Below are 26,001 nucleotides of genomic sequence, written 5' to 3' on the forward strand. Positions count from 1 at the left end.
AAAGAGTGCATTCATTTTGGAGGTGATTAAATGAATAAAGAGTCACCAGAAGAAAAAAGAGAGCGTATGAGACAAAGTGAATTAAAAAGTAATCCTACGGGTTCTTTACGTGACGGACTCAATAGAGCGGAAGCAGGTAGTCTAGTTGATATAGCCGGCGGTATGAATTGGAAAGGTACAGGGATAATCATTTTAGTACTACTTTTAGGATACATTGTATACACTTATTTTTTCAGTTAAAGAATGCTTGTTAAAATTTTGATTTGTTTAGTTTCATAATTGTTGAGAAAAAATGCAGTTACTGTATTACATATCTTCTAAGCGAATTATAGTTGTTCATATCAACTTTTAATACTCCAAATAGAGCTAGCAAAATGCTAGCTCTATTATTTTTTGCCACATTCCTGTAACAAAGCATCTGTATATTCATTGGTGGAGGTGCAGAGGATGAAAAAAATGATAGCGATATGTCTTCTTACAACTATGTCGTTTTCGACTTTAGTCGGTTGTGACGTAAAAGGTAGTAATGCTGTACAAGAGTCTAAAATAAAGAAAGCGACGTATAAAGATTTTACTTATGATGTAAATCCAGAAACATTCACATTAACTGTAGAACATGAGGGGGTAAAGGAACAGGCATCACAACCCCTACCGAAAATGAAGGTATCGAATGTAAAAAAAGAAAAGGATCGTACATCGTGGGAATATCCAGATCAAAAAGTAAAAATAAAATTAGAAAAGAAAAAAGACCACTTAAACATTGAAGTGGAATCGACTGGTGCAGAAAGCTTTACATGGCCGAAAGTAGAAGCTGAAAATTATACACTTCCGTTATGGGAGGGTAAGCAAATTCCGAGCAATGATGAGAATTGGAAGAAGTTTTTAAAGGATGATGCATATTCATTTGCTGAATCATTTTCTATGAAGTTTTTCGCATTAAATGGTTCGAAATATTCAATTGTATATATTGCAAACAATATGTTTAATAATGAATTGAAATTTCATTCGGATCCGAAAATAGGATTTGATTTTACACATGAATTTCCGAGCATAAATAAAAATAAAACATATGGATTTCAATTATATGTGACAAATAATGATGCGGTAAGCATTGCTAAACTGTATAAGGATGATATTGTTCGAAAAGGTGAATTAAAAACATTACAAGAAAAGGCTAGAAAAAATAAAGAAATCGAAAAGTTATATGGAGCGGCGCATTTTTATTTTTGGAATCAAAATGGTTTATCAGAAAGTAATATAAATTGGCCAAAACTAAGAGAGCAAATAAATAGCCCGCTGTTTAGCCATATAAAAGAACTTATTCAAAAGAATAGTTCAGAGCCTGGGGAACTGAATGTATTAGATCAAGTAAGTAAACAAGATTTCATTGATAAGTATCAAAAAAATGTTATTTTACGTTATATAAACGAAGTATTATCTATGAAGGAATTTTATAAAGAGGATATTTTTCAAAACGTTGATCAGGAAGCTAGTGTGCTATTAAAGAAAGGTGTAGGTCACTTAACGAATACAGAATTGTATAGCTTAAATAAGCATTCATTAAAGTCGCTACTTGGTGATGCGGTTGAAGAGGTAAGTAAATGGGGTAATGCAGATGGAACGGACATACTAAAGGAAATGAAAGAGGCAGGAATAGAAAAAGCGTGGATTGGTCTGCCGAACTGGGAACAAGGATTTATGCAACCTAATTTCGTGACAAAAGCTAAGGAAATGGGGTATTTAGTTGGTCCGTATGATTCATATCATTCCATTCACGAAAAAAGTGATAAAAATTGGAACACAGCATCCTTTAATGACCCATCATTATACGAAGAGGCTACTGTAACGAAGAAAAACGGAGAAAAGGTGCAAGGCTTTTTAGGCAGAGGTCGCAAGTTAAACCCGACTTTATCGCTGCCTAGTGTAAAGGAACGCATGAATGATATATTACAAAATGGTCCTAAATATAATTCATGGTTTATTGATTGTGATGCGACAGGTGAAATTTACGATGACTATTCAGCGAAACATATAACGACACAAGAGCAAGATTTAAAAGCACGTTTAAAACGAATGGACTACATTGCACAAGAAAAGGGTATGGTCGTTGGTTCTGAAGGTGGAAATGATTTTGCTAGTAGTACGATTGCATTTGCACACGGAATTGAAACACCTGTTATTAAATGGGACGATGAAGATATGCGGAAAAATAAAACAAGTCCGTATTATGTCGGTGGATATTGGTCACCAAATCAAAACGTTCCCGAAAAATATGCAAAACAAGTACCATTGAAAGAAGAATATAAACAAGTATATTTAAACCCAGTATATTCGGTACCATTATATAAATTAGTATACAATGATTCCGTTATTACAACGCATCATTGGGAATGGGGAAGTTTAAAGGTAAAAGATGAAGTTGGAAATCGAATGCTGTCTGAATTATTGTATAATGTTCCTCCGTTGTACCATTTAGATGAAGTAGAGTGGAATAAGCATAAAAAAGAAATTACAGAGCATCTAAAAGTTTGGAATGAAGTTCATGAAAAAGCAGTAAAAGAAGAGATGACGAATTTTGCATATTTGTCAGAAGATAAGCTAGTACAATCTGTTTCTTATGGAAAAGATATTAAAATCATTGTGAACTTCTCAAATGAAGACATGGAAGTAGAAAAAACGAAAATAAAAGCAAAGTCGGCTTACATTGATAATCAGGGGAAGAAAAGCATGTATACGCCGTTTGAGAAATAATAACGTGAAATATACTGTATTCATAGAGATTTTATAATTAGCTGGACTCTTTATTCATATCATTTATCTGGAAAAAGATATCCTGATTTAAAATGAAAGAGTTAATGAATTTGTAAATTCACATGTTGCGAAGTGCTAAATTTTTGAAATTGGTAAATAGTGACTTGCCAAAAATAAGTACGAGAGTATAATGTGAAATGGAATACGTATTGGGTTTAAGTAGTAACCTTACAAAATTGTAAGGTTAGTGAAAGGAAATTCAATATGAAGATAAATAGACTTACATTATACTTGGTAAAGAGAAAGAGAGGCGAATGGGTATGAGCTCTGAATTAGAACAAAATACGAGAAGTAATAAAAAGCGTTCTAAAAGAAAGTCAATAAAATGGTTCATATTAATTCCATTTTTCCTACTTATTTTTGGAGGAGTAGGATATGGTTCGTTTATATATAATAAAGCAAAAGCAGTTGTAAATGATGCATATGCAAAAATTGAAAAGTCATCAAAGCGTGATAAAGAAGTTGAACCTTTAAAGGATAATATTTCAATATTAATCATGGGTGTAGATGGAAGTGAAATGAGAAAAAGCCAATATGGCGAAGCAGTTCGAACAGATGCACTTTTATTAGCAACAATTAATAAAGATGATAAGTCTGTTAAGCTAGTAAGTATTCCACGTGATTCACGTGTTTATATTCCAACTAGAAAAAAATTAGATAAAATTACTCATGCTCACGTATTTGGTGGCGTAGAAAGCACACGCGATACAGTGGAAAGATTTTTAAATGTCCCTGTTGATTATTATGTGAAGTTTAACTTTGAATCATTCGTACAAATTGTCGATTCAATTGGTGGTATTGATATTGATGTACCAGTTACTTTCACTGAACAAGATAGTAAAGACCAAGCTGGTATGATCCATTTAGAAAAAGGTTACCAACATTTAAATGGAGAACAAGCACTTGCACTTGCAAGAACGCGTAAAATTGATAGTGACGCAATGCGTGGACAGAGACAGCAACTTGTAATAGAAGCAATTGCCAAAAAAGCGATGTCTGTTCAATCAATTAGCAAAATGGGCTCTTTACTAGATGCGGTTGATAAAAACATGAAAACGAACTTAACATTTGACGATATGCTTGCCATTACAAAAAATATGGCAGGAACTAATTTGGAAATGGAAAAAATGCAAATAGAAGGTACAGATAAACGTATCGGTGGTATTTATTATTACATTCCAAATGAAAAAAATATAAAAGATATTTCAAAAAAATTAAATGATCATTTAGGTGTAACGCCAAAATCAGTTCGAAACGAATAATAAAAAAAGATTGGCTTTTGCCAATCTTTTTTTTGAAGTGGATTAGCAACTTTTTAATAACGTTTTTTTGTTCTAGAAAAATTATACTAAAATCATTTTAATTTATATAAACAAAAGGTGTAATTATACGATATACTAGAGGGGACTATTTGGAAATTAGCTCCTAAAGTTGAAGGAAAGGAAATTCAATTTATCACTATTTATAGAACAATTGAATTGGTGGAAATTGAAACAGGTTAAAGAAAGACTGTTCAAAATGCAATTACATATTCATACACATTGAAGCGATTAAGGTGAAAGATGAAGAGATAGTAATTGCGAAAGATCATTTATCATATATTGACCAGCTATTTTGCCAGATTAATAATTATGTAATAGGTGAAAATATGGTTTAGCTATCGTCAAAAAATGGTGGATCTTCATGGAGATACGTTGAGTCTTATAAGCACATGGAACAATACTTTTGATAAAACTCCCAGTATAATACAAAAAAATCTGTTTACATGGTGAAATAAAAATAAATAGATGTATAATTATATTGGGCGATTTATATATAAGATTAATAGGGAGAGGAATTCGATAGAATGGAAAAAGCTTTAAAAATTAAACAAATAGTAGTCGTTTTAATAGCGATTGCCGCAGTAGCTATTGGGTATTACATGTTCCAATCAATTACTTCACCAGCAAAAGCTGTTGCAAAACAAGAAAATGTAGTGCAGCTTGCAAGTGAACAGCCGAAAGTTGAAATGAATAAAACGGCACCAAGTCGTTTTAATGGAAAAGAAAGAAAAGTTGCTTATCTTACATTTGACGATGGGCCAGGGAAATATACGGCTGAATTATTAAATACGCTAAAACAACATGATGCGAAGGCGACGTTCTTTTTAATTGGAGCGAATGTAAAAGAATTTCCTGATTTAGTGAAACGTGAAAATGCTGAGGGTCATTATGTAGGCATGCATAGTATGACACATAATTTCGCAAAGTTATATAAAAATGGCGAGTATGTAAATGAAATGAAAGAAGATCAAGGTTTAATCGCTAATATTATTGGGAAATCACCTAAATTAACACGTCCTCCATATGGTTCGATGCCTGGATTGAATGAAGGTCTTCGAAATAAAGTGGTAGAAGGCGGATTTAAAGTATGGGATTGGACAATTGATTCATTAGATTGGAAATACAATAAAATGCCAGTTGATGCAGCTGCAGCACAAATTGCTCAAAATGTCTTAACAAACGCAACAAAACCACAAGAAGTAATTTTAATGCATGATATTCACCCGCAATCAGTTGCTGCTGTGCCAGCAATTTTAAAGGGGCTAAAAGAAAAGGGTTATGAGTTTGAAGCTTATCATGAAGAGAGTCACTTTCCAGTGAACTTCTGGCATGATAACCGTATGTAATGGAGGAATGAACGTTGAAGTATGGAAAAGTAGCAGTAGTTGGAGCATTATCAGTAGGGCTTTTAACAGGTTGTTTCGGTGAAAAGCCAGAAGAAAATCTATATACAGCTTTTGAAACAGCAGCAACACAAGAAAAATCTTTAGTGGATGAAGCAAAAAAATTAGAGCAGTTAGAGAAACAAGGGCAAGAATTATATGCTCAAATTTTGCAAGAAGGTAAAGATCATAATGAAGCAGTTGTGAAGAAAATAGAGCAAGCTACTGCAAATGTAGATGACCGTGAAAAAGTATTGAAAAGTGAAAAAGAAATGCTAGAAAAAGCACAGAAGGAAACGAAATCTGTTCAAAGTAATATAGAGAAAATTGAAGATAAGAAGTTACAAAAACAAGCAAAAGCAGTAGAAGAGTCGTATAAAAATCGTTATGATGCATTCAAAAAGATGAATGAAAATTACACGAAAGTATTAGCGACTGAAAAAGAACTGTATGAAAAATTAAAAGTAAAAGAAACGAAATTAAAAGAAATCGGTGAAAAAGTTAAAACTGTTAATGAATTAAATGTGGAAGCACAAAAATCGAAAGAGCAGTTTAACAAATTTACAAAAGAGTATAATGACAGTAAATTAGCATTCTACAAAGATGCAGAGATTAAGATTAAAGATCAGAAATAAAGAAGAATCTTAAGCATAATAAAAAGCCGGAGAAACATCGTTACAAATGTTTTTTCGGTTTTTTATGTTGAATGAATAGAAAAGACTGGAATTGATATCATAAAAGAGTTATAGTGAATTATTCCAAGGGAAATATTGTAAAGTAAGGAGAATGGAAATATGTCATATGAATTTTTACTCAAATTAGGTTTAGCACTCTTTTTAGGATTATTCATCGGGATAGATAGGCAGCTAAAGAATAAACCGCTTGGTGTGAAAACAAGTATGGTTATTTCTGTAGCAAGTTGTTTAATTACGATGGTTTCAATTGAAGCCGTACATGTATATTCTGTTCCAGGGCATACAAATATGGATCCAATGCGTCTAGCTGCTCAAATTGTGAGTGGGATTGGTTTTCTTGGGGCAGGTGTTATTTTACGAAGAAGTAATGATGTTATTTCTGGATTAACGACAGCTTCTATGGTGTGGGCTGCTTCAGCTTTAGGTATAGCAATTGGGGCAGGCTTTTATTTACAAGCGACGGTTGCTATGATTTTAATTATTTTAGCAATTAACGTACTTCCACAACTTGTGAAAATTGCAGGTCCGTATTCATTACGACAAAAGGATTTATCTATAAAAATTACTGTAAAAGAGCATCATGAGTTAGATGGTATATTTAAGCAAATTAAAAATTTAGGTATGCATGTGAAACGAGTGAAAATTAAAGATATAGATAGTGGAGCATTTCAGCAATTGGAAATGGTTATTTTAGCTCCAGAAGATTTATATACAACAGAGTTATATAGCTCCCTGAAAGAGATTGATCGTGTTGTTTCAGTGGAAGTGGAAAGTAGATAATTATGATAAAAAAGAGTGAAGTTGAAGTGACCCCTAAAAGTTAGACACGGTTATTTGATTAGGCAGCTTGATAAAAGTGAGTCCGGTATTGTACCGGGCTCATTTTTAATTTTGCCTTAATCCGTTTCGTATTATAATAATCTATATATTTTTCTAATTCTATTTTAAAGTGCTCTACATTTTCAAATTCTTTTATGTAGAGGAACTCCGACTTCATAATCCCAAAGAAATTTTCTATTACTGCGTTGTCGTAACAGTTGCCTTTTCGAGACATACTCTGGACGATAGCTCTTGATTCAAGAGTACGGACGTATTGTCTCATTTGATAATGCCATCCTTGATCCGAATGCATCAGTAGCTGGTGCGTTTCAGGTAAACGTTCCAATGCTTTCTCTAACATGTCTGAAACAAGCGAATACGTCGGTCTAGAACCAATTGTATAGGTAATAATTTCACCATTATACAAATCTAATACAGGTGATACATACAGTTTTTCTCCAAACAATTTAAACTCTGTGATGTCTGTTACCCACTTTTGATTCGGTGCATCTGTATGAAAATTACGCTCTAAAATATTAGGTGCAATTCTACCGACTTTTCCTTTATAGGATTTATATTTCTTCATACGCACAACACACTTTAACCCAAGCTCTTTCATAATGCGCTGAACCTTCTTGTGGTTCACTTTCTGGCCACGATTCGTTAATTCATCACGAATGCGACGGTAACCATAACGACCTTCATTTTCCTCATAAATCGCTTTAATCTCAGCTTTCAAATCGGCATCTACATCTGGACGATTCATTTTCTTTACTAAATCATAATACGTGCTTCGAGGAATAGTAGCTAGCTCCACGAGTGCCTTCACCGAATATTTATGCCTTAATTCATAGACTACTTGCGCTTTGTCTTGTTTTGTGATTTTTCCTTGTTTTGAACTAAGGCATTTAACTTTTTTAAGTACTCATTTTCCATCTCAAGCTGTTTAATGCGTGCTTCAAGTGCTTCGACTGACCCTTCAGCTAAATGTTGTTTTAATTGTTTATTTGAATCTTTTTTCATGGATGGACGCCCCTTTTTCTTAGATTGAAGGGCATCAATTCCTTGTGTTTCGAGCTGTTTTTTCCAAACAGAAATCGTTGAAGGGGCAGGAATATTAAAGATAGCTGCCGTCTCAAATAAGGACATACCGTTTTCAATCATAAAGTTTAGTACGTCTAGTTTAAATTGTTGTGTGTAATTTGTACATCGTTTTAGAAAAGCTTCCAGACCATTCTGTTTATATTGGTTTACCCAATTCAAAATGATTGTGTCACTTATACCGAGCGATCTACCCATTTCTCGATAACTTTCATTTCCGTTCAAATAACGTAGAACGATTTGTATTTTTTCATCAGCTGTAAATTTAGCCATAGAAAAACCGCACCTCCAATTGTTAGACTGTGTCTAACAATTGGGGTGCAGTTCAAGTGCATTCGCTCTTTTTTTATTTGGATTTTTAAGGAAATAAATTGATATAATGATGAATAACAAGGGGGAGAAATGATGGAAATACATATTAGAAGAGCTATAAAAGATGATATACGAGGTATAGCAAAGGTGCATGTTGATAGCTGGAAAACAACGTATAAAGGTATATTTGCTGACGAATTTTTAGAAAATATAACATATGAGCAACGAGAAAAACAATGGGAAAACATTTTTCAACAAGAAGATACATGCCAATATAGATTTGTAGCAGAGACGTTAAATGGAACGATAGTCGGATTTATTGATGGGGGAGTTGAAAGAAGCGGTGCATATAATTGTGATGGGGAATTATATGCAATCTATCTTTTACAACAGTATCAAGGATTGAAAATAGGCCAAAAGTTATTTCAAGCGTTACTATCAGAATGTGTAAAGAATGATATGCAATCTCTTTTAGTTTGGGTCGTTACGAATAATCCTTCTAAAAAGTTTTATGAAAAATTCAACCCTGAAAAAATTGATACGAAATTTTTAGAGAGAGTAAAGGTAGAAGAAACAGCGTATTGTTGGAGAGATTTGAATTTGTTACAAAAACAAACAGCTATATAGATTGATGCATATAATAGTATTATGTAAACATATCATAGGGAAAGGTATACCTCATTTGGTGTACCTTTTTATTAATCCATCAAAAAATGGATTAATAAAAGTAGGTAATTAGTTTGAAAACAAGAATTTTTCTAGTGTACTTTTAACTAGATTAAAGAAAAGAAAGAAAAAAAGAAAAATTTTATTTGATAAAAAAATTCTGAAATATACTCTTGAATTGAATATCATTATCAATTAGAATCATAATTGATAACGACATTCAATTATCGTTTATTATATAAAATTTCGATAGCTTTAATATAAAGAGGAGGACCAACATGCAGCATGCGAAACAAATCGCAGAACATGCAACATTACAAAGCTTTTTAAACTGTTATTTAAGAGAAACAGGGAGTGGAGAATGGATTACAGAGGATGAAAGAATGAAGAGTATCTTCAGTAATACGTTGAATAGAGATACAGTCCCCACATATTTATGTTGTCGGCTATCGGCACAGAACGTTACTTTGTATGGAGAAGTTATATATAAATCATCAACAGATCGCCATTTGTTTGGAGAAAAATTTTATTATCAAATTGGAGATAGTAATTCTGTTATTAAAGCAGATTACGTTACAGTTATTACATTTTTAATAAAAGAGATGTCTATCAACTACGGAGAAGGAACGAATCCTGCGGAACTTATGCTTCGAGTCATTCGTAGTTGTCAAAATATTGAGGAATTTATAAAAGAGAGAATAGAAGATACATCCGCATTATACGGTTTCCATACAACTTTTATAGAAGCGGAGCAGTCTTTATTATTTGGGCATTTAACTCATCCTACACCAAAGAGTAGACAGGGGATATTGGATTGGAAAAGTGAAATGTATTCTCCAGAATTAAAAGGAGAATGTCAGCTTCATTATTTTCGGGCACATAAAAGTATAGTAAATGAAAAATCATTATTATCAGCTTCTACAACAACGATTATAAAAGAAGAATTAAGTAATGATGAGATGGTTAGTAAGGAATTTATAGCGAAGTACTGTAAGGAAGATCAATATGCATTAATTCCAATTCATCCGCTTCAGGCAGAATGGCTCTTGCATCAAGCTTACGTACAGGATTGGATAGTTCAAGAATTGCTTGAGTATATTGGACCTGTAGGTAAGTATTTTATGGCAACATCATCACTAAGGACGCTGTATCATCCCGATTCGAAGTATATGCTTAAGTTTTCATTTCCGGTGAAAGTAACGAATTCAATGCGTATTAATAAACTGAAAGAACTTGAGAGTGGTCTTGAAGGGAAGGAAATGTTAAATACGGCTATTGGTGAAGTACGAGAAAGATTTCCAGGCTTTGATTTTATTTGTGATCCAGCCTATATTACATTAAATTATGGAACACAAGAATCTGGATTTGAAGTGATTATTCGCGAGAACCCTTTTTATAGTGAACATGCAAACGACGCAACATTAATTGCTGGGCTAGTTCAAGATGCTATACCTGGGGAGCGTACGCGGTTATCGAATATTATTCATCGCCTAGCAGATTTAGAAAGTAAAAGCTGTGAAGAAGTAAGCTTAGAGTGGTTTAGAAGATATATGAATATTTCTTTAAAGCCAATGGTATGGATGTATTTACAGTATGGTGTTGCATTAGAAGCTCATCAGCAAAATAGCGTTGTTCAGCTAAAAGATGGTTATCCGGTCAAATATTATTTCCGTGATAATCAAGGATTTTATTTCTGTAATTCAATGAAAGAGATGCTTAATAATGAATTAGCTGGTATTGGAGAACGTACTGGAAATTTATATGACGACTATATTGTGGATGAGAGATTTCGTTACTACTTAATTTTCAATCATATGTTTGGCCTCATTAATGGTTTTGGCACAGCAGGATTAATTAAGGAGGAAATTCTTCTCTCGGAATTAAGGTCTGTACTTGAATCATTCCTTCCGTATAACCGGGAACCTTCAACATTTTTAAGAGAATTATTGGACGAAGATAAGTTAGCGTGTAAAGCAAATTTACTAACGAGATTTTTCGATGTCGATGAGTTAAGTAATCCATTAGAGCAAGCAATTTATGTGCAAGTACATAATCCGCTCGTTAGAGAAGTGGCTGTTCGTTCATAAATAGCGTTAAAATTTCACGTAATACAAATAATGGTATTTTGTCATAAGGTGGAGGGTTTTATGAGAGTGGACATGTATCATACGAAAGTATTGAAGGCGCTCGAATCAGAAGATTACATTTCAGTACGAAGAAGAGTGCTACGTCAATTAGTAGAATCGTTAATTTATGAGGGGATTATTACACCGGTTCGCATAGAAAAAGAAGAACAAATTCTTTTTATAATACAAGGACTTGATGAAGAAGACAAAAGTGTCACGTACAAATGCTATGGCAGGGAACGGATGACATTTGGACGTATTTCTTTAGACTCATTAGTAGTAAGAGTCCAAGATGAACAGCAAGAAATACAATCTGTCTCGCAATTTCTAGAAGAAGTTTTTCGAGTTGCTAGTGTAGAACAAGCCAAATTAGATTCTTTTATGCACGAATTAGAACAAACAATATTTAAAGACACGATTGCACAATATGAAAGAAATAATAAGAAAGAATACAATCAAAAATCTTACGATGAGTTTGAAAGCCATTTAATAGACGGCCATCCATATCACCCTAGTTATAAAGCTCGTATTGGATTTCAATATCGTGACAATTTTCAATATGGATATGAATTTATGCAGCCAATAAAACTCATATGGATTGCAGCGCATAAAAAATACTCCAGTGTAGGGTATGAGAATGAAGTAATTTATGACGAAATTTTAATAGAGGAGATTGGTGAGCGTAAATTAGAAGAGTTTATGGAGCGAATTTGTAATCGGGGATGTAATCCAAAACAGTACGTGTTTATACCTGTTCATCCTTGGCAGTGGGAGAATTTCATCATTTCAAATTATGCGGATCATATACAGGGTAAATTTATTATTTATTTAGGAACATCAGAGGATGAGTATTGCGCACAACAGTCAATGAGAACGGTAAGAAATATTACGAATCCAAAGAAACCGTACGTTAAATTATCGATGAATTTACTCAACACTTCAACACTCCGTACGTTGAAACCGTATTCTGTTGTGAGTGCACCAGCAATATCAAATTGGTTAAGTGATGTTGTAAGTAATGACGCCTATTTAAGCGATGAAGCACGTTTAATCTTGTTAAAGGAGTTTTCCAGTGTAACGTATGACACAAATAAGAAAGCTATATATGGTTCATTAGGATGTATTTGGCGCGAAAGCGTTCACAAGTATTTAGATGCACAAGAGGACGCAATTCCTTTTAATGGTTTATACGCTAAAGAGAAAGATGGTACACCAATTATTGATGCATGGTTGAACAAATATGGAATGAAGGATTGGCTACAATTACTTATTCAAAAAGCGATAATACCAGTTATACATCTTGTTGTAGAGCATGGCATCGCACTGGAATCACATGGACAAAATATGATTCTAGTCCATAAAGAAGGGGTGCCTGTTCGTATTGCGTTAAAGGATTTTCATGAAGGGCTTGAGTTTTATCGTCCATATTTGAAAGAAGTTGATAAATGTCCCGACTTTACTAAAATGCATAGAACATATGCGAATGGAAAAATGAATGATTTCTTTGAAATGGATCGCATCGAATGTTTGCAAGAGATGGTATTAGATGCACTTTTCCTGTTTAATTTAGGAGAATTAGCGTTCGTACTTGCGGATGAATATGGATTGAAAGAAGAACGTTTTTGGATAATGGTTGTTGAAGAAATTGAAAATCATTTAAGAATATATCCACATTTGAAAGGTAGATTTGAAAATATTCAATTATATGCACCTACATTCTATGCTGAACAATTAACGAAACGTCGATTATATATGGATGTGGAATCGCTTGTTCATGAAGTTCCAAATCCATTGTATAGAGTAAGACAACTTATGAAACAAAAATCAGTTGTTACAGGGGGAAATTATGCTAATCGTTAATAAACAAGAGTATAGCAAAAGTGATTTTGAATTGAGATTACAAGTTTATGCAGAAATGGAACAATTTCAAAAAGCAGAAGGAAATAGATTTGCACTTTGTCTGAAAGATCCATTCGATATTATTACGCTTGTGTTTTTCTTAAAAGAAAAGAAATCATCAGTATTACTTATACATGAAGATACGCCAAAAGAAACAGCTATTGAAATGGCAAAGCGTGCAAATTGTGTAGGAATTTTATATGGAGAATATGGGGATTTTACAAAATTAGAAGTAGGGAACTTTTTACTAGAAGAGCCTTCTTTATTGCAATATAGTTCTGGAACTACAGGGGAACCGAAATTGATTCGTAGAGCATGGACAGAAGTTGATACGGAAATTACCGCTTATAATGAAGCTTTAAACTGTGGAGTAGATGAAGTGCCAATCGTTATGGCTCCTGTTTCACATTCATACGGACTAATATGTGGTACGTTATCAGCAATTAAGAGGGGGAGCAAGCCTGTAATCATTACGAACAAAAATCCTAAATTCGCATTAAATATAGTTCGTAATACAGAAAAACATATCATATATGCAGTGCCACTTATGTTACACATTATGGGGAGTTTTCCATTAGGAACGTTTCGGTTTCATAAAATTATGACATCCGGATCGCCTTTGCCAGAAGCACTATTTTATAAACTAAAAAAAATGACAACATTTATGATGCAGCAATATGGTTGTTCTGAAGCAGGTTGTATTAGTATATGTCATGATATGACAAGCCATTTAGATTTAGGGAACCCTCTACCTCATGCGAGTATAAGCATAGGTTCAGATGAAAATGCACCGGAAGAAATCGTCGTGAAAATGAACGATAAGGAAATTTTCACGAAAGATTTAGGGTATAAATCTGAGCGTGGCATTCATTTTATGGGGCGTATGGATGATGTAATTAACGTTTCAGGATTAAAAGTCTTTCCTATAGAGATAGAAGAAACAATGCTTCGATTGGAAGGTGTTCAAGAGGCAATTGTATATCGAGGGAAACATCCTGTGATGGGCGAAATAGTTAAAGCGAAAGTGATATCTCATGTTGATCCAGTGCAAATAAGAGGATGGTGTATTCAGCACTTACCTTCTTATAAAGTTCCGCATGAAATTGAAAGTGTAAATGAAATTCCTAAAAATAAAACGGGAAAAGTAAGTAGAAAGTTACTAGAGATGGGAGAGGTTACAACATGAGACGGGAAGCGTTAAAGAATGCCGTGTTAAAAATTATGATAGAAAAAATGGAACTGAAAAATGTAACGCATTTAGAAGAAACGATGCGCTTAAATCAAGATTTATATATAGATTCGGTAATGATGTTACAGCTTATTGTATACATAGAAATGGATTTAAAGCTATGCGTTCCAGAGGATGAGGTAGATTCAAAAGCATTTCTTACTGTAGGATCTTTGCTTGATTTTATGGAGGAGTTACAGCCGTTACAGGAAGTAAATGTGAATAACTAACCTTTAGGAAAGTGGATGAGAGTATGACTTCAATTAAAGTGCACTGTTTAGTGAGTTGTTTTTGTGAAATTATAAAAAGGCGTAGCGACATTGATTTTCGTCCATTTTATTTTGGACTATGGGATGGAGATTTTGATATAACAGAAGGCGGAATTATTTCATATCACTCTGAAAACATTAACCATGATCATTATTTACTTTGGTTTGAAAAATTGTACGGTATTAAAGTAAACGAATGGTATGATCATGCAAAAGATAAAGATAGCAATGTAGAAATGTTTTTAGAATTAGTAGAAAACAAGCCGGAAAATCGTTATATCATTGTAATGGTTGATATGTCTTTATTGCCAGAGAGGGAAAATAAATTTCATCAAAAACCGTTTCCGCATTATTTAATGATATCAAAAACAGAGAAAGAAGAAGAGTGGTTCATGCTAGATCCTGATTTTCGTTGGGAAGGGAGTATGGAAAGAGAAAAAGTACTTCACTCTGTTCAAGATAACCCATTTGGTGGAGGGTATTTCATTGATATAGAAAGAATTGGGGAGCCAACGCAAGAAACAGTAGCTAGTTATTTCACAGAAACATTCAAAAAGAACGACAATGAACTGACTATGGAACTAAAAAATGTAATTGTAAAAATGGCAAATGAGGAAGAAGGGTATACGCTTTCTGGACTTGTAGCAGCAGTAAAACAAATACCAGTACTTGCAATTCGTAAATATAGTTATGAGCATGCCTTTGCATACTTCCGTGAAACGTTGCAATATTCGGAGCAAGAATTTGATTATTGGTGTGATCGGGTAGAGGATATTGTACAAGGATTTACAAATGTACAGTATCGTGCAATTAAAATGGCAATGACGAATAATAAAGGTATGCTAGTATCGATTATTGAAAAACTGGATGAAATGAATGCAATTGAACTGCAAATTAAGAAGGAATTAGAGAGACAGTTTCTATCATGGAAAGGTATGAAAACAAATCAGTCTGTCGTAACTCTTTAATAAGCTAACTGAATTTAAGATAGGGGAGTTTAATGCTATGAAATATTCGCTATGTACCATTTCATTTCGTCATCAATTAATTTCATTTACTGATATTGTTCAATTTGCATATGAAAACGGTTTTGAAGGAATTGAATTATGGGGGACGCATGCACAAAATTTGTACATGCAAGAACGTGAAACGACAGAACGAGAATTGAATTTTCTAAAGGATAAAAACTTAGAAATTACGATGATAAGTGATTACTTAGATATATCATTATCAGCAGATTTTGAAAAAACGATAGAGAAAAGTGAACAACTTGTAGTACTAGCTAATTGGTTTAATACGAATAAAATTCGCACGTTTGCTGGGCAAAAAGGGAGCGAGGACTTCTCGGAACAAGAGAGAAAAGAGTATGTGAAGCGAATACATAAGATTTGTGATGTGTTTGCTCAGCACAATATGTATGTGCTGTTAGAAACACATCCCAATACACTAACGGACACATTGCCTGCTACTATAGAACTATTAGAAGAAGTAAATCATCCGAATTTAAAAATAAATCTTGATTTTCTTCATATATGGGAGTCTGGCGCAGATCCAATAGACAGTTTCCATCAATTAAAGCCGTGGACATTACATTACCATTTTAAGAATATATCTTCAGCGAATTATTTGCATGTGTTTGAACCTAATAATGTATATGCTGCAGCAGGAAGTCGTATTGGTATGGTTCCGTTATTTGAAGGTATTGTAAATTATGATGAGATTATTCAGGAAGTGAGGGATACGAATCTTTTTGCTTCTTTAGAATGGTTTGGACATAACTCAAAGGAGATATTAAAAGAAGAAATGAAAGTATTAATAAATAGAAATTTAGAAGTAGTAACTTCATAATGTGAAATGATGTGAGAGTCTCGTTTAGAGGCTCTTTTTTTATCGTGAAATAATAACCAAAAATTTCCATGTATTTTAATTTGAATTTTACACAATTTATATATAAATAAGGAGGTGATTGGTAATGGCTAGAAATCGTAATTCTAATCAATTAGCATCACATGGAGCACAAGCGGCTTTAGATCAAATGAAGTATGAAATTGCACAAGAGTTCGGTGTACAACTGGGAGCTGATACTTCTTCACGTGCAAACGGTTCTGTAGGCGGTGAAATCACAAAACGCCTAGTAGCGATGGCAGAACAACAGCTTGGTGGCGGATATACTCGCTAAATGTAGAAGGTTATAGGAGAAAGGAAGGATTCTTCCTTTCTTTTTTTTTCAATTAATTGGTATGGATATATAGCGAACAGAATTCAAAGAATAGAAGTAATACTATATTTTACCCAATTTCTTTTGTTGTGAATGGGAAGTATTAAAGATGTAATAGCCCTGGTGGAATGAAAATTATGTTCCAGCAGGGCTATTATATGGTAAGAAATATATGATGAAAGGTTCCGAAATCAACATGTTAAAAAAAGAAAACTGTTGTTTAATTGCGCTTGCATCAGTTCCACTTGTCATGACATTAGGGAATTCAATGCTTATTCCAATCTTGCCGACAATTGAAAAGAAATTACATATTTCATCGTTTCAAGTATCCATGATTATTACAATTTACTCTATCGTAGCCATTTTACTTATACCGATTGCTGGTTATTTATCAGATAGATGGGGACGAAAGATGGTAATGGTTCCGAGTTTGCTGATTGCGGCTATAGGAGGAGCGATAACTGGTTGGGTATCTTGGAAAGTTGATAATCCCTACATTTGGATACTAATGGGTAGAGCGATTCAAGGTATTGGTGCTGCTGGTGCAATGCCGGTTGTTATACCGTGTGTTGGTGATTTATACAAAGATGAAAAACAAGTTAGTACAGGTTTGGGAATCATTGAGACATCCAATACATTTGGAAAAGTGCTGAGCCCTATTTTAGGATCTGCTCTTGCTGCCATTGTATGGTTCTTACCATTTTGGGCGATTCCAGTTTTATGTGTCGTATCAATTGTTTTATTGCTGGTATTAGTAAAGGCAAAAAAACAAGAAGGGGAAGTACCACCACTAAAAGAGTTTATTCAATCTATTATCTCTACGTTTCGAGAAAAGGGAAGATGGTTAATTGCCATTTTTGCATTAGGTGCAATTATTATGCTTATTTTATTCGGAATTCTCTTTTATTTGTCGACTATACTGGAATCAAAGTATGACATTCATGGTATATGGAAAGGGTGTGTGCTTGCTATCCCGTTACTTGTACTGTCACTTAGTTCATATATGGCCGGTAAAAAAATTGGAGATAATCAAAATGTTATGAAGAAGTGTATTTATATTGGTTTTTTAATGGCAGCTGCATCAGTCATCATTCCTTTATTTATAAAAGGGATTTATTTACTACTTCTTTGTCTTGTTATTATGGGGATAGGAATTGGTATGGCACTCCCATGTTTAGATGCCCTCATTACACAAGGAATTGAAAAGGAGCAAAGGGGAACGGTTACGTCATTTTATAGTTCAATGCGATTTATCGGTGTAGCAGCTGGACCACCTTTATATTCTTTTTTTATGAAAGGGGCGGACCATGAAGTGTTTTATTTGACAAGTATTTTTGCTGCCATTGGTGCTGTTATAGCAATCATTTGGATTAAACCAGCAAAAGATGAAAAGACGGTAAAACAGAAACCGGAACCTACTTCATAATTTATAAGAGAATTGCATGATGTTTTCAGTAACATGCAATTCTCTTACGTTCATTAAGAATAAATAACTTGTTTTAACATATAAAGCGCGACACCCCATATGATGAGACCAGAAAATTTATTTAATAATAAGATTGCCTTTCCGGTTGAGTCTAGTCTTTTTAGAAATTTCCCCGCTAAAGCTAAGCTTATAAACCAAATCCAAGAAACGATAATAGTTGCAAGTGTGAAAGCCCATTTTTCACTTCCTATGTATTGAATAGAATTTGTTCCAATTACACCGATTGTGTCTAAAATTGCATGTGGATTTAATAATGAGACTGATGCTGCGAAAAGGATTTGCTTTTTTAAGGGCATACTTTTTTCTTGTTTTACATCGTTGGAAGGGTTACTTCTCCAAATAACAAAGCCCATATATAGGAGAAAGAAAAATCCAATTATATATAACGAGTTAGTTAGCCAAGAAAAAGTAAGGAGTACAAGGGAGACACCTTGCACCGCAATCAATATGAGTAACGTATCACATATAGAGGCAGTTAATACTACAGGGGCTGCCCTCCAAATGTTTGGTTGGCTTGCACCTTGGTTAAAGACAAAAACATTTTGTACACCTAATGGAATGATAAGTCCAAATGCAAGAATGATACCATGAATAATTGCTTCACTCATCATATTACCTCCTATTTTAATTCATTATGATAGTGTATATTGTATAGAAGAAATGAAAATTTGTATCCATCCATATGGTTGGGGAGGTTACCAACCAAAAAGAATATAAGGTGATATGATGGAAAGATTCGTTTGGAAACCGAATATGTCTCTAGCGACGCCGCTGTATAAACAAATAGAAACGTATATAAAAGAAAGGATCGTTAATGGAGAATGGACCGTTGGAACAAAATTACCTTCACAAAGAGATTTGGCCCATACATTTGGTGTGAATCGAAGCACAATTGTAATGGCTTTCGATGAACTAGTTGCGAAGGGATATATTGAAGGGAATGGCAGGAAAGGAACAATTGTTGTAAATAATAATGAGAATGCTTCAACTTACGCACCCCCGCCTAATTGGCAGTCTTATGTAGAAACAGGAGTTCATTATCCGAATCTCCCAGCTATTCAAGAGATTAATCAAGCTGAATTTTATCCACATGTAATTCGGTTAGGAACAGGTGAGCTCGCGCCGAGTCTCTTACCTGAGACAAAGATGAAAGAAATTATGAATAAGCTTTTAAAGTCAAATGTGACGCTTGGGTATGAAGAGCCGAAAGGAAATCTTTATTTAAGGGAAAAGATTTCCGAATACTTAAAGGGGCATGGTGTATATGTATCTCCTGACTCTATATTAATTGTTTCGGGAGCAATTCAAGCGCTGCAACTTATTTCTATGGGGCTTCTTTCGAAAGGGGCATCAATCTTATTAGAGAAACCATCTTATTTATATTCACTTAATGTTTTTCAATCAGCAGGAATACGTTTAATTGGAATCCCAATGGATGAGAGTGGCTTACATCCATTATTTATTGAGAAATATAAGAAGCAATTTAATGCCTCTATTTTATATACAATTCCGTCTTTTCATAATCCGACGAATTTTAGTATGGATACTAAGAGGCGAAAAGAAATAATGGAAGTATGTAATGAAATTGGATTACCTATTATAGAGGACGCAGTGTATCAAGACTTATGGTTTGATGCACCTTGTTCAAAACCTTTAAAAGCCTATGATAAAAATGGAATCGTATTACATATTGGAAGCATGTCCAAAGTAATTAGTCCAGGTTTAAGAATTGGATGGATTGTTGGACCCGAGCCAGTAATTCAAAGATTGTCAGACATAAAAATGCAAACAGATTATGGTTCAAGCTCTATATCCCAGCAAATTGCAGCAGAGTGGTTTACAAATGGTCTATATGATGAGCATTTACGATTTGTAAGAAGTGAATTGAAAAAACGAAGAGATTTTATGTTACTAATGTTAGATAAATATCTTCGTGAAATAGCAACTTGGCATGAACCAACAGGTGGGTTTTATATATGGGTACATATAAAAGTACCCATTTCATATCGTAGTTTATTTGATAAAGCTCTGCGAGAAAAGGTTTTATTAAACCCAGGTACTTTGTATGATAGAAGTGCAAATCAATTTTTGCGCCTATCATATTCATATGCAACGTTAGAAGAAATTGAAATAGGTATAAAAAAACTTGCACAACTAATGAAAAAGTAAGAGGAGAAAGTCATGAAACAATATGTAATTTGCCAAATGATTGGTGGACATAAATACTTAGCTGCTTATGCGGAGACGAAGCAAGAGGCGATTGAAAAAGCAGAACTGTTAGGATTAAGAACGGGAAATCGTTACATAGTTATTACTGCAGAAGAAGCCGAAGGGTTAACGTATCCTTAAACAATGTACGAGATTATATAGGAAGTAAATAAGCCTAGTAATATAAGAAATTACTAGGCTTATTTACTATTAGGTTGTTAAACGTTCTCGTATTTATATGCAAAGTAATAATATTATGAGTCAAGTTGACGGAAAAATCGATTTGTCTTTCGGTCTTGATTCCCTTTTCTATATTCATCAATATATTGCCTAAAGTTCCAAGCTTGTAAAAATTTATTAGCAGAGTTATAACCAGAATTGTAAAGCCATTCTTTTTCTTCCTTTGTCAGTTCAAAATTAGTACTTGTAATCGTTCCTGTTGGAATTGTAATGGTTCTTGCTTTTGATTCCTTATCTAAATGACGTAAATCATGGGCTTGCATCATTGTTTTAAATAGTCCTTTGAACATGGAAATAGGCTCGTTATAGCGAGCAGGGTCAGCTTGAATTTCATCCTTTACAAAATGAAATCCGAAAGTCGGCCAGCGAGGAGCGGTAGGTGAATCGAAGATCCAAATTGGATAATTACTTAGAATTCCTCCATCAACCATATAACAAGGCTGCTTCCATTTTGGAGTTCTCCATTTTACGGGTTCAAAGAAGAAGGGGATTGTACTACTCATTCTTACCGCTTTAGCAATAGAGAAGCGATAATTTAAAAATCCGTAGTTTGGTAAGTCGTCAGGAAAGACAACCATTTTACCATTACTAATATCAGAGGCGATGATTTTGAGTTTGTTTAGATCTGGTAAATCAGTAAATAAATGAACACCTTTTTTCCGAAGTAATTCTTCAATCCATTCTTCTATAAATACATTAGAGTATATACCTAGAGTAGTCCATGCACTTAGTCCCTTACCGATAAAAGGAATTCTATCAATAAAAGTTCTTTTCATAAATTTATTATAATCAATATCAGTTATAATCGTTTTTAACTCTGAACAAGAATATCCTGCCGCTAGGAGCGCTGCAATAATCGAACCAGCCGATGTACCAGCTACACGTTCCCATTCATAACCTTTTTCGGCTAACGCGCAAATTGCCCCAACATGCGCAATACCGCGCACACCGCCTCCTTCAAAAACACCATCAATCTTCATTAAACATACTTCCTTTCGAATAAAAGATTTGGAAATGGCAAAAAAGCACGTATTGTACGTGCTTTTTTTGCAATAGTTTTTAAGTTTACTAGCAGCCTACAAAGCCGCCCCAACAACTAGCTCCGATGATGATTAGAAGGATAAATAAAACGATTAATAAAGCGAAACCTCCGTAACCACAACCGCCGCCACCACCGTATCCGTAACCACAGCAACTATATCCGTAACCCATGTGGAATTCCTCCTTATATTTAAAAATGAACGAGGGGAAAATGTACTGGAAGAACTAAAGAATTATCGTGTTTGTAGGAACAATGTATAGTATGCTTATTTAAACTTGTTCGCGTACGAAGGATAAGCCCGTTTTTTGGAGGCTTGTTGATTTTGTAAAGAATGAAGTATAATCTTTGTACTAAGATACAAATAAGTATGTAAATGTAAGGAGAATTTATGAATAAAAAAATTGAAGTATTAATTGATAAATATGAACTAACACACTTGAAAGAGGAACTTATTAATACTATATTTCCTTGTATAAAAGTTGTGCCAAAGCAGCAGGAAACTGTTGCGATAGGTAGTTCGAAAATGGGGGGATTTCCAGATTTACCAGCTTTATTTGAATATCCAAAGCATAAAGGAAATCCACTACAATTTATCGCGCAATTTAACTTAAGTGATATACAAAATGTTGGTATGGATCACAATCTTCCTAAAACGGGGATGCTGTATTTCTTTTGCATTGAAAATTATTTTGAAGAAAATGTGAACCTAACAGAAGCTGGGCATGTACTTTATTATGATATTCCTGTAGAGCAATTACGAAGAGAAAATCAAATACAAGCGAAATATAACCAGTGTGCAATTACTTTTGAACTGACATACAAATTACCAGAACTTTTCATTGAAGATGAGGCTGATTCAGATCATTTCTTGCAATTACTTGAAGAGCTAATTCCGGATAACTACGATAACCATCAAATGTTTGGTGAGCCATTCTCTGTACAAGAAGAAGTGTTATATGAGACAGGAGAATATATGGGAGTAGACCCGCAGCAAATGACTCTTTTATTCCAAATTGATTCAGATCATAAAAATTGTAATATGGTTTGGGGAGAACTAGGAATGCTATATTTCTGCATTAGTAATGAAGATTTGAAAAATCGACGTTTTGAAAATACATGCTGCGTATTACAAACTTGCTAATGAAAAAAGGTTGTTCTTTTTAAAAGAACAACCTTTTTATGTGAATTAGTTAATATGCATAATCTCATATGACCTATACGAAAAAGTATTGTATACTCTGAAACTATACGATACTTTTTCGTATAGTTATAGAATATAAGGAGTGACAAGATGGGAAAGACAAGTAAGTATGTGACAGCTGCCGCACTTTGTTCAACTATAGTAATGGGAGGCTTACAAGCGTCATCTGTATCTTATGCAGCTACAAATCCGACTACAGTGACAGCACAATCAGATGTAAAGTTATTAGATGATTTCAGAAAAGAATTAAAAAAACAGATTGATAATCGAGAAGAAAATATTACAATCACATATAAAACAAAAGATAGAAATGCTAGAAATATTATGGATCAATTGTATGGTGAGTTTAATAAAATTGTAGATGCTGATGAGTATGTAAAATATAATGTAGCGTCTACTAGATATTCTATTAAAGGAATGCCAGGGGACTATACGTTTACACTGCAAGTAAAATACCGTGAATCAAAAGAACAAACTCAATATGTAAAAGCTCAGGCGAAAGCAATTGTTGGATCAATTGTAAAACCAGGGATGGATGAGCATGAGAAAGTAAAAGCTATTCACGATTACGTTGTTAAGCATGTGTCTTATGATACGTCTTATCAAGCGTATACGGCATATGAAGCATTAGCGAATCGTTCTGCCGTTTGCCAAGGATATACACTATTAACGTATGAGTTGTTAAAAGAGGCAGGTATTCAAAATCATATTGTAACAGGCACAGGAAACGGACAAGCTCACGCGTGGAATTTAGTAAACATTGAAAACAAATGGTATCACCTAGATACTACATTTGATGATCCAGTACCAGATAAAGCAGGGCGTGTAACTTACTCATATTTTAATATGTCTGACGAACAGTTAAGTAAAGATCACGACTGGGATCGTAGTAAATACCCAGCAGCAACTACAAGTTATTTTGGTGAATTAACAAATAAAATAAAAGCTGGTAGCTCAAAAACTGTCGTATATGAGCAAATGTTAAAAGAAACAAATTTACAATACTTATCTGCGGAATACGGAGCAGAAAATTATAATGAATTTAAGAAAAAGTTACAGCAACAGTTTGCAGCCAAACCAGAAAAAGTAGAAGTACGATATAAGCAGTCCATGGATGGAGCGATGCAAGATATAAAGAAAGTATTAAATGAAATAAATTGGCCAAAAGGTGCAAAGCGTGTGTCTTATCAAGTAGCACCATATAGTGCAATGGCCGGTTATTCATTAGCGACAATTACATTTACGTATTAAGTAATGAGAAAGAGCATCTGTAAAAGATGCTCTTTTTATATTTGTTGTTTAATTTAAAAAATTGTTAATTATGTGATAAAATAAAAAGGAGAAGATGTGAATGCTGAATGAACTTGTTCGAAAGTAATATATTTACATTGATATATACTTGTTTAGTAATCAGACTTATCGTTTTGTTTTTCATATCATTTACTTTGTTTATTAGAAGAGTATTACAAAGCAGCGCTGCAAAGAAACACTATGTAATTAATATGAACCAGAAGCTAGATCGAATTATTGAGTTGCTTGAAAAAGATAAGAAATAGCGATAGAAGTATGAAAAGGGGAAAGAGAATGGCCAACTATATAAAAGAATTACGTGAAAAAGTAGGGCATGATTATGTTTTCTTAAATTTTGCCGGTGGTTGTGTATTTAATAAAGAGGGAGAAGTATTATTGCAAAAAAGAGGAGACTTTAACGCTTGGGGATTTCCAGGTGGCGCAATGGAGATAGGAGAATCGGCTGCGGAAACTGCGATTCGAGAAATAAAAGAAGAAACCGGGTATGATGTAGAAATAAATGAGCTTATTGGAGTGTATACAAAATATTTTCAATCATATCCAAATGGAGATAAGGCACAGTCAATTGTGATGTGTTTTTCATGCTCAATAGTTGGAGGCGACAAAAAAGTAGATGGTGATGAAACGTTAGATTTGAAGTTTTTCCCGTTAGACGACATGCCACCGTTATTTTGTAAACAACATGAAGATTGCTTGCAAGATTTATTGGAGAAAAGAGTAGGGGTATATCGCTAACATAAAAAAAGAAGCTAAAAGATTAGCTTCTTTTTTTATGTTCTATTTCCACCAATCATCAAACATTGACGCTGGTACTTGTCTTTTATGCTCACTTACTGTGTAACGTTTTTCAATTTTCTCTGCAACGTCAGCTGGAACTGCTTTACCTTCTAAATAATCATCTAATTGATCATAAGTAATACCTAACTCTGTTTCATCAGCTTGACCCGGTTTTTCATCTAATAAATCAGCTGTTGGCATTTTTAAGTACAGTCGCTCGTCTGCACCTAACTCTTGTAATAATGCACGTCCCTGGCGCTTCGTTAATCCCGTTAATGGTAATAAATCTGCACCACCATCTCCGAATTTTGTAAAGAACCCTGTTACAGCTTCTGCAGCGTGATCTGTTCCGATAACAAGTAGCCCTTTTTGTCCACCAATTGCATATTGTGTAACCATACGGATACGAGCTTTCACGTTACCTTTATTGAAATCAGTTAATGATTCACCTAATAAGTTCTCGTATTGATTTGAAAAAGCATCAACGGTTGAAGCGATATCAAATGCAGTTGATTGATCAGCTTGAATAAATTGTAACGCTAATTGTGCGTCATCTTCATCCTTTTGTACTTTATAAGGAAGACGTACAGCGATAAACGTTGCGTTACCACCTTCGTTACGAATTTCTTCAACTGCAAGTTGTGCTAAGCGTCCTGCTAATGTAGAGTCTTGGCCGCCGCTAATCCCAAGTACAAATCCTTTTGCACCTGTTTTTTTTACATAATCTTTTAAGAAATCAACTCGTTTACGAATTTCAACTTTTGGATCAATTACAGGCTGAACATGTAATGCTTTCATAATCTGTTCTTGTAATGTCATTATATTTTCCTCCTATTCATATTAAAGCGGTAAAAAAAATTATGTATTATATTGGTACATACTTCTATC

Annotated in this window: 26 protein-coding genes; 21 read left to right on the plus strand and 5 right to left on the minus strand. The window is 34.0% G+C overall.

Going from position 1 to position 26,001, the window contains the following annotated elements; genetic code table 11:
• The first annotated feature begins 30 nt into the window (after positions 1–30).
• The 6 genes from AC0ONG_RS08215 to AC0ONG_RS08240 all read left to right on the plus strand — a co-directional run bounded on the left by AC0ONG_RS08215 (position 31) and on the right by AC0ONG_RS08240 (position 6,990).
• Positions 31–240, plus strand: a complete 210-nt coding sequence (locus tag AC0ONG_RS08215; RefSeq protein WP_127725758.1) for a DUF6366 family protein — start codon at positions 31–33, stop codon at positions 238–240.
• A gap of 207 nt (positions 241–447) precedes the next feature.
• Positions 448–2,751 carry a glycoside hydrolase gene (locus AC0ONG_RS08220; RefSeq protein ID WP_136997030.1) on the plus strand — a complete coding sequence of 768 codons (2,304 nt, stop codon included), beginning with the start codon at positions 448–450 and terminating at the stop codon, positions 2,749–2,751.
• 320 nt (positions 2,752–3,071) lie between these two features.
• Entirely contained in the window at positions 3,072–4,073 is a 1,002-nt protein-coding gene (locus AC0ONG_RS08225; RefSeq protein ID WP_002083270.1) for an LCP family protein, read from the plus strand.
• A gap of 584 nt (positions 4,074–4,657) precedes the next feature.
• Positions 4,658–5,479, plus strand: coding sequence for a peptidoglycan-N-acetylglucosamine deacetylase (locus AC0ONG_RS08230; protein ID WP_000409482.1), 822 nt, complete (start codon positions 4,658–4,660; stop codon positions 5,477–5,479).
• Between the two features lie 14 nt (positions 5,480–5,493).
• Positions 5,494–6,150, plus strand: a complete 657-nt coding sequence (locus tag AC0ONG_RS08235; RefSeq protein ID WP_000873563.1) for a YkyA family protein — start codon at positions 5,494–5,496, stop codon at positions 6,148–6,150.
• 159 nt (positions 6,151–6,309) lie between these two features.
• Positions 6,310–6,990 (plus strand): MgtC/SapB family protein, encoded by a 681-nt coding sequence (locus AC0ONG_RS08240; protein WP_000119503.1) that lies wholly within the window; start codon positions 6,310–6,312, stop codon positions 6,988–6,990.
• Positions 6,991–7,048: 58 nt separating this feature from the next.
• Here AC0ONG_RS08240 and AC0ONG_RS08245 read toward each other — a convergent pair.
• A protein-coding gene (locus AC0ONG_RS08245) for an IS3 family transposase (RefSeq protein ID WP_085959122.1) occupies positions 7,049–8,403 on the minus strand; the annotation gives its coding sequence in 2 pieces (ribosomal slippage) (positions 7,049–7,950 and positions 7,950–8,403; 1,356 coding nt in all).
• Positions 8,404–8,535: 132 nt separating this feature from the next.
• On the opposite strand from AC0ONG_RS08245, the gene AC0ONG_RS08250 reads away from it, so the two are divergent.
• From AC0ONG_RS08250 to AC0ONG_RS08290, 9 genes are all read left to right on the plus strand, one after another.
• Positions 8,536–9,069, plus strand: coding sequence for a GNAT family N-acetyltransferase (locus tag AC0ONG_RS08250; RefSeq protein WP_000402427.1), 534 nt, complete (start codon positions 8,536–8,538; stop codon positions 9,067–9,069).
• 317 nt (positions 9,070–9,386) lie between these two features.
• Positions 9,387–11,195 carry an IucA/IucC family protein gene (locus AC0ONG_RS08255; RefSeq protein WP_001163341.1) on the plus strand — a complete coding sequence of 603 codons (1,809 nt, stop codon included), beginning with the start codon at positions 9,387–9,389 and terminating at the stop codon, positions 11,193–11,195.
• Between the two features lie 60 nt (positions 11,196–11,255).
• The gene (locus tag AC0ONG_RS08260) at positions 11,256–13,094 is read left to right on the plus strand and encodes an IucA/IucC family protein (RefSeq protein WP_127725760.1); all 1,839 of its coding nucleotides are present in this window, start codon (positions 11,256–11,258) and stop codon (positions 13,092–13,094) included.
• Positions 13,081–14,319: an AMP-binding protein gene (locus tag AC0ONG_RS08265; protein WP_016077840.1), complete on the plus strand. Its 1,239-nt coding sequence runs from the start codon at positions 13,081–13,083 to the stop codon at positions 14,317–14,319. The genes AC0ONG_RS08260 and AC0ONG_RS08265 overlap by 14 nt, the downstream gene beginning before the upstream one ends.
• Positions 14,316–14,591, plus strand: coding sequence for a petrobactin biosynthesis protein AsbD (gene asbD / locus AC0ONG_RS08270; RefSeq protein ID WP_127725761.1), 276 nt, complete (start codon positions 14,316–14,318; stop codon positions 14,589–14,591). Before AC0ONG_RS08265 ends, asbD begins: the two co-directional genes overlap by 4 nt.
• Positions 14,592–14,614: 23 nt before the next feature.
• Positions 14,615–15,598 carry a DUF6005 family protein gene (locus AC0ONG_RS08275; protein ID WP_000200701.1) on the plus strand — a complete coding sequence of 328 codons (984 nt, stop codon included), beginning with the start codon at positions 14,615–14,617 and terminating at the stop codon, positions 15,596–15,598.
• A 37-nt stretch (positions 15,599–15,635) separates the two neighbouring features.
• Positions 15,636–16,478 carry a sugar phosphate isomerase/epimerase family protein gene (locus AC0ONG_RS08280; RefSeq protein WP_000877677.1) on the plus strand — a complete coding sequence of 281 codons (843 nt, stop codon included), beginning with the start codon at positions 15,636–15,638 and terminating at the stop codon, positions 16,476–16,478.
• Between the two features lie 124 nt (positions 16,479–16,602).
• A complete protein-coding gene (locus tag AC0ONG_RS08285) occupies positions 16,603–16,809 on the plus strand; it encodes an alpha/beta-type small acid-soluble spore protein (RefSeq protein WP_000113545.1) in 207 nt (68 codons plus the stop codon).
• A gap of 235 nt (positions 16,810–17,044) precedes the next feature.
• Entirely contained in the window at positions 17,045–18,274 is a 1,230-nt protein-coding gene (locus tag AC0ONG_RS08290) for an MFS transporter (protein ID WP_002083274.1), read from the plus strand.
• A 53-nt stretch (positions 18,275–18,327) separates the two neighbouring features.
• On the opposite strand, the gene AC0ONG_RS08295 is transcribed toward AC0ONG_RS08290, so the two are convergent.
• A complete protein-coding gene (locus tag AC0ONG_RS08295; protein ID WP_001287302.1) occupies positions 18,328–18,942 on the minus strand; it encodes a LysE/ArgO family amino acid transporter in 615 nt (204 codons plus the stop codon).
• 118 nt (positions 18,943–19,060) lie between these two features.
• Between AC0ONG_RS08295 and AC0ONG_RS08300 the strand changes: the two genes are divergently transcribed.
• Positions 19,061–20,503: an aminotransferase-like domain-containing protein gene (locus AC0ONG_RS08300; RefSeq protein WP_002083275.1), complete on the plus strand. Its 1,443-nt coding sequence runs from the start codon at positions 19,061–19,063 to the stop codon at positions 20,501–20,503.
• Between the two features lie 12 nt (positions 20,504–20,515).
• On the plus strand, positions 20,516–20,683 hold the full coding sequence (locus tag AC0ONG_RS08305; RefSeq protein WP_000816388.1) for a DUF3933 family protein: 168 nt from the start codon (positions 20,516–20,518) through the stop codon (positions 20,681–20,683).
• A 113-nt stretch (positions 20,684–20,796) separates the two neighbouring features.
• Here the strand turns inward: AC0ONG_RS08305 and AC0ONG_RS08310 are convergent, their stop codons facing one another.
• On the minus strand, positions 20,797–21,762 hold the full coding sequence (locus AC0ONG_RS08310; protein ID WP_000686798.1) for a patatin-like phospholipase family protein: 966 nt from the start codon (positions 21,760–21,762) through the stop codon (positions 20,797–20,799).
• 88 nt (positions 21,763–21,850) lie between these two features.
• Entirely contained in the window at positions 21,851–21,994 is a 144-nt protein-coding gene (locus AC0ONG_RS08315; RefSeq protein ID WP_000540420.1) for a YjcZ family sporulation protein, read from the minus strand.
• Positions 21,995–22,212: 218 nt separating this feature from the next.
• Between AC0ONG_RS08315 and AC0ONG_RS08320 the strand changes: the two genes are divergently transcribed.
• The 4 genes from AC0ONG_RS08320 to AC0ONG_RS08335 all read left to right on the plus strand — a co-directional run bounded on the left by AC0ONG_RS08320 (position 22,213) and on the right by AC0ONG_RS08335 (position 25,071).
• Positions 22,213–22,965, plus strand: a complete 753-nt coding sequence (locus AC0ONG_RS08320; RefSeq protein ID WP_001034828.1) for a YwqG family protein — start codon at positions 22,213–22,215, stop codon at positions 22,963–22,965.
• 150 nt (positions 22,966–23,115) lie between these two features.
• A complete protein-coding gene (locus AC0ONG_RS08325; RefSeq protein WP_000520849.1) occupies positions 23,116–24,276 on the plus strand; it encodes a transglutaminase domain-containing protein in 1,161 nt (386 codons plus the stop codon).
• A 107-nt stretch (positions 24,277–24,383) separates the two neighbouring features.
• On the plus strand, positions 24,384–24,581 hold the full coding sequence (locus AC0ONG_RS08330) for a DUF4083 domain-containing protein (protein WP_014894789.1): 198 nt from the start codon (positions 24,384–24,386) through the stop codon (positions 24,579–24,581).
• 28 nt (positions 24,582–24,609) lie between these two features.
• Entirely contained in the window at positions 24,610–25,071 is a 462-nt protein-coding gene (locus AC0ONG_RS08335) for an NUDIX hydrolase (RefSeq protein WP_000024996.1), read from the plus strand.
• A 42-nt stretch (positions 25,072–25,113) separates the two neighbouring features.
• On the opposite strand, the gene nadE is transcribed toward AC0ONG_RS08335, so the two are convergent.
• A complete protein-coding gene (nadE, locus tag AC0ONG_RS08340) occupies positions 25,114–25,932 on the minus strand; it encodes an ammonia-dependent NAD(+) synthetase (protein WP_000174897.1) in 819 nt (272 codons plus the stop codon).
• Positions 25,933–26,001 lie beyond the last annotated feature (69 nt).

The organism is Bacillus sp. TCT6 (genome assembly GCF_056033845.1).